Origin of the sequence: Photobacterium sp. OFAV2-7 (assembly GCF_022347985.1) — a bacterium.
In the GTDB taxonomy this organism is placed as follows: Bacteria; Pseudomonadota; Gammaproteobacteria; order Enterobacterales; family Vibrionaceae; genus Photobacterium.
In genome coordinates this window covers 1-5578 of record NZ_JAKRFQ010000288.1, presented here as the reverse complement: position 1 = coordinate 5578, position 5578 = coordinate 1, and the positions used below count along the sequence as shown (strand labels likewise).

Here is a 5578-nt window from a genome sequence, read left to right as displayed (position 1 = left end):
ATTTTTATTAGTGGCATGGTATTTGTGCGCGATCCATGCGATATTTGCGTGAAATTTTATTCCACAGCTGGAGTTACCCCATGTCCTACGCAGAACTGATTGAAGAGCAGAAAGAAGAAACCCGCGATATTATTGCGGCATTGATGGAAGACGGCAGCGATCCTGATGCCCTGTATTCTATTGAGCACCATTTTTCTGCTGATACCTTTGAAGGGCTGGAAGGTGCCGCGGTAGAAGCCTTCAAGATGGGTTTTGAAGTCTTAGAGGCAGAAGAGCTGGAGCTGGCACCGGAAGACGGCGGCGGCAAGGTAGTGTGTTTTGATGCCGTGATGGAGTCTGCGCTGAAGGCTGAACTGATTGATGAGCAAGCAGAAAAGCTAATCAAGCTAGCTGAAAAGCACAACATCGACTACGACGGCTGGGGAACCTACTTCGAGTCGGGTGAAGACGACGAGGAAGAGGGCGAAGTCGAAGAGTAAGCCTTGATTCGTCTAAGAAAAAGCTGGCAGTGGCCAGCTTTTTTTGTGCCCTGTTGCTTACTTCTTTGGAGCTAGAGTGTCTTCAGCATTCGAACTTCGCAGGCATCATGACCGGTATTGCCCATCGGGTGAGGGATTCTGACAAAACCAAGTGACTGGTAGAGCGCTATAGCCTCGGTGAGATTGGCAGTCGTTTCGAGGTAGCAGCCCTGATAGCCCTGCTCGCGTGCAAATCTGAGAGCTGTAACCGCCAGTTTACGAGCCAGCCCCAGGCCTCTTAGTTCGGGGAGAAAATACATTTTCTGCAGCTCGCAAACCTTATCTTCTCCTGCCAGTGGAGCAACTCCGCCGCCACCTAAAATGCGGTTATTGTGCTCAATCACCCAATATCGGCTGCCGTCATGCTGATACACTTCGCTCATGGTATCCAGGGTTGGGTCGGCAACACCATAGCCTTGATCTGCTGTCAGGCCGTACTCTGCTGAGACGCGGCGGATCACTGCGGCTACTGCAGCATTGTCGATCGGAGTTAGCTGGCGGATCACATACCCCTCCTGGCGGGAAGCGGCCTGCATAGACTTGGTATAGCGCTTTAGGCTTGTGCCCAGCTGGTCGACTTCATCGCGATCCATTTGAGCCAGCCAGCTATCAACCTGCGTGTTAAGTTGCTGGTGGAGGGCCGAGAGCTTGTCTCTACCTGGCGTTGTGAGCTCAAAGATCTGGCTGCGTTTATCAAGTGGGTTAGGGACAGATTGCACCAGTCCCTGATTAAGCAAGATTGCCAAGGTGCGGCTGGCATTGGACTTATCGACATTGAGGCGGTGGGCCATTTCATTTACCGTGGCGGTGCTGTGCTCAAGCTCAATAAGCGTATGAGCCTGGACCGGGGTAAGGGCCATACTGCCACAGTAGTTGTCTAACATACCTAGCTGGCGGACCAGCTGGCGAGAGAGTTGTCTTAATGATTTGGCATTCAAGTGGCTGAACCTATATTGTTGCGATGTACAACTATATTTAATTGCGATTCGCAACAAAGTCAAGCCCAATGTTTGATTTGTCTCGGGGCCGGTTTAGTGGTGGCAGACAATCATATCAAGGTGCTTGCTATGTGCTTGGTTTTGCTCCTGTCCCTGACGTTGCCAAACTCGTTCGTGAAAGTAATACGCGATGGTGTTGATGGCAGGTTCTATCATCGCCATAACGCTACCAATTAGGAGATCACCGGTCAGCAGGTATGCAACTGAAAAGGCAACGCCAAAGTGGATGATGGCAAAGCTGATGGTCTTGCTTGCCGGTGCGCTGTACTGTGAGCGTTTAAGTGTACTACTTTGCCAGGCCTTTTCATGAAAGAAGAAGGCCACGGTATTTACCATCGGCTCGATCATCGCGATCAGGCTACCGATCAACAGATCGCCGGTAAGAATATATGCGACGCTAAAGGCAACTGTAAAATGGATAACGGCAAAGCTCAGGGTCTTTTTCATGATGGCTTCCTCTCTCTTGATATCGTTATTATTGCGAACAATTATCAATAACAAAAATCAATTATTGTTATTGAATTGATAGGTGGAAGCTTTTGAAGGAGAGGTTAGTGAGGAGGCAGTAATTACCCCCTTCCAAGCTCTCCCTTGAAAAGGGGGGAGGAGTTGCTGGTTGTACAGACCGGATACATCATTGGCAAAACAAACCGGAGGCATGGTTTACAGGTACCAGAAAATAAAAAAGCCGACGATTGCTCGTCGGCTTTTGCTTCGAATATTAAGGCTGGAGATTACAGCGCAGCGATAGTTGTCTGCTGCTCTTCTAGCTTAACCAGTGTTTCTTTGTAGCCTTCAAGTTTCTCACGCTCTTTGGCAACAACTGCTTCTGGTGCTTTTGCAACAAAGCCCTGGTTGCTTAGTTTGCCTTCGATACGCTTGATTTCACCTTGGATTTTCTTCACTTCGCCAGCCAGACGAGTCAGCTCGGCATCTTTATCGATAAGACCGGCCATCGGGATCATCAGCTCAGACTTGCCAACAAGTGCAGTTGCACACGCTGGTGTTTCTTCTCCCTCTGCCAGTACCTTGATACCTTCCAGCTTAGCCAGTGACATCAGTACGGTACGGTTTGCTTCCAGGCGAGCTGCATCGTTTTCGTCAGCTGCTTTTAGCATCACATCAAGCGGCTTGCTCGGGGCGATATCGTACTCGGCACGCAGGTTACGGATACTGGTGATGAAGGCTTTCACCCACTCGATGTCAGCGATAGCCGATTCGTTGAAGTTAGCTTCGTTAAACTGCGGTAGTGCCTGAGTCATGATAGTTTCACCCTCAACACCGTCTACCAGCGGCTTCACGCTCTGCCAGATAGATTCAGTGATGTAAGGTAGCACTGGGTGAGCAAGACGCAGTGTCTTCTCAAGCACGGTGATTAGCGTATGACGAGTTGCACGCTGTTGTGCTTCGGTACCTTTCCACAGTACAGGCTTGGTCAGCTCCAGGTACCAGTCACAGAACTGGTTCCAGATGAACTCATAAATCGTACCTGCTGCCATATCCAGACGGTAGTTTTCAACATGAGTGTTGAAATCTTTCGCCGCTAGCTCGAACTGAGATTCGATCCACTTGTCAGCCAATGAGAATTCCATCTCACCGCCTTTCATGCCGCAATCTTGGTCTTCTGTATTCATCAGTACGTAACGACTTGCGTTCCATAGCTTGTTACAGAAGTTACGGTAACCTTCCAGGCGCTTCATGTCCCAGTTGATGTCGCGGCCGGTCGATGCCATTGCCGCCAGGGTAAAGCGAAGTGCATCGGTACCGTAGGCTTCGATGCCGTTTTCGAAGGTCTTGCGGGTGTTCTTCTCGATTTTAGCGGCCAGCTGAGGCTGCATCATGTTGCCACAACGCTTTTCGACCAGTTCTTCCAGGCCGATGCCGTCGATCATGTCGATAGGGTCGATAACGTTACCCTTAGATTTCGACATCTTGTCGCCGTTCTCGTCACGGATCAGACCTGTTACGTAAACGGTCTTGAACGGAACCTGTGGCTTGCCGTCTTCATCTTTACAGAAGTGCATGGTCATCATGATCATGCGGGCAACCCAGAAGAAGATAATATCAAAGCCAGTTACCAGTACGTCTGAAGGGTGGAATGTTTTCAGATCGTCTGTCTGTTCTGGCCAGCCTTGGGTACCGAACGTCCATAGTGCAGATGAGAACCAGGTATCCAGAACGTCATCGTCCTGGCGTAGCACGACAACTGGTGCCAGATTGTTGTTCTCACGCACTTCTTCTTCGGTGCGCCCAACATAGACGTTACCGTCGTTGTCATACCAGGCCGGGATACGGTGGCCCCACCATAGCTGGCGAGAGATACACCAATCCTGGATATCACGCATCCAAGAGAAGTACATGTTCTCGTACTGCTTAGGTACAAACTGGATGTCGCCGTTTTCAACCGCTTCAACCGCTGGCTTCGCTAGTGTTTCAGCGCGTACATACCACTGGTCGGTCAGCATTGGCTCGATAACCACGCCACCGCGGTCGCCGTAAGGGACGGTCAGGTCGTGATCCTTGATTTCGTCCAGCAGGCCTAGCTCGTCAAACTCCGCGACGATTGCCTTACGTGCTGCAAAACGTTCCATGCCATGGTATTTGGCTGGCAGCTCGGTGCTGTAGGCATCGCTTGGTTCACCGTTGGTGGTGAAGACTTCAGAACTGTCACGAATGTCAGCATTGAAAGTCAGGATGTTGATCATTGGCAGGCTGTGGCGCTTGCCAACTTCGTAGTCGTTGAAATCGTGTGCCGGGGTGATTTTCACACAACCCGTACCTTTTTCCATATCAGCGTGCTCATCGCCCACGATAGGGATACGACGGTCTACGATTGGAAGTAGGATCTCTTTGCCAATCAGATCTTTGTAGCGAGGATCTTCTGGGTTTACTGCAACACCTGTATCACCCAGCATGGTTTCCGGGCGTGTGGTTGCAACAACAATGTAATCTTTGCCTTCGGCAGTTTTCACGCCATCCGCAAGCGGGTAGCGGAAGTGCCACATGTGGCTTTTCTTGTCTTTGTTTTCAACTTCCAGATCCGAAATCGCTGTGTGTAGTTTCGGATCCCAGTTGACCAGACGCTTACCGCGGTAAATCAGATCTTCTTCGTATAGACGAACAAATACTTCCTGAACGGCATTAGACAGGCCGTCGTCCATGGTAAAGCGCTCGCGGTCCCAGTCGACAGAAGCACCTAGGCGACGAAGCTGTTTGGTGATAGTGCCACCTGATTCGCCTTTCCATTCCCAGATTTTGTCGATGAACGCATCACGACCGTAATCGTGCTTGGTTTTGCCTTCTTCGGCTGCAATTTTACGCTCCACAACCATTTGGGTTGCGATACCTGCGTGGTCGGTACCGACTTGCCAAAGGGTGTTTTTGCCTTTCATACGCTCACAGCGGATCAGGGTATCCATGATGGTATCCTGGAACGCGTGGCCCATGTGCAGGCTGCCTGTGACGTTTGGTGGTGGGATCATGATGCTGTAGGCATCTTTAGATGTGTCACCATGAGGCTTGAAGTAACCAGCCTCTTCCCAGCGCTGGTACAGCGCCTGTTCAATTGATTGTGGGTTGTATGTCTTTTCCATAGCGCTCTTAGAAGGATCTATATGGGAATTAGGGCGTCTCAGGGGCAGCGGCGGTCTGTAACTGAATGCCGGCAAGGCGGTAAGCCTTGTAGCGCTCACGGGCCAACTGCTTGAGCTTTTCATCGCAAGGAACGAAGTCTACCACTTGTGAGAAGGTAACAGCAAAATTTGGTGCATCCTGACTCAAATTAATCAGGATCCCCCGGCGCCCGCTATGGCGTAACCCCGGCCAGCCGATCTCGACCGGTGATCCGCCGCGGGGGCCTTCACCAATGAGATTATGCGGTACGAAGTTGTCCGGCTCTTGCTGCCACAGGTATTCATCTATCTGCTCTGCCTGCTCTTTGCTGCTTGCCAGCAGGTAGACCTTGTGGCCTTGCTTGTATCTCAATGCTGCCTGATGACAGGCAAAGTGCAGCTGATAGTCGCTATCGGCTTCTATCTGCTTGTCATCGATAATATAAAAAGT

General features: G+C 50.7%; 5 protein-coding genes. 1 reads left to right on the top strand and 4 read right to left on the bottom strand.

Features of this window, described 5'->3' with window-relative positions; genetic code table 11:
* Nucleotides 1-80 precede the first annotated feature (80 nt).
* Nucleotides 81-479 carry a ribonuclease E inhibitor RraB gene (gene rraB, locus MHN01_RS14850; protein ID WP_239412058.1) on the top strand — a complete coding sequence of 133 codons (399 nt, stop codon included), beginning with the start codon at nt 81-83 and terminating at the stop codon, nt 477-479.
* 71 nt (nt 480-550) lie between these two features.
* Here rraB and MHN01_RS14845 read toward each other — a convergent pair whose 3' ends face one another.
* From MHN01_RS14845 to MHN01_RS14830, 4 genes are all read right to left on the bottom strand, one after another.
* Nucleotides 551-1456: a bifunctional helix-turn-helix transcriptional regulator/GNAT family N-acetyltransferase gene (locus MHN01_RS14845; protein ID WP_239412057.1), complete on the bottom strand. Its 906-nt coding sequence runs from the start codon at nt 1454-1456 to the stop codon at nt 551-553.
* A 93-nt stretch (nt 1457-1549) separates the two neighbouring features.
* Nucleotides 1550-1963 carry a DUF2061 domain-containing protein gene (locus tag MHN01_RS14840; RefSeq protein WP_239412056.1) on the bottom strand — a complete coding sequence of 138 codons (414 nt, stop codon included), beginning with the start codon at nt 1961-1963 and terminating at the stop codon, nt 1550-1552.
* Between the two features lie 287 nt (nt 1964-2250).
* Nucleotides 2251-5109, bottom strand: a complete 2859-nt coding sequence (locus MHN01_RS14835; RefSeq protein WP_239412055.1) for a valine--tRNA ligase — start codon at nt 5107-5109, stop codon at nt 2251-2253.
* 28 nt (nt 5110-5137) lie between these two features.
* Nucleotides 5138-5578, bottom strand: a 441-nt coding sequence (locus tag MHN01_RS14830) for a DNA polymerase III subunit chi (protein WP_239412054.1), incomplete at its 5' end; no start/stop codon positions are given.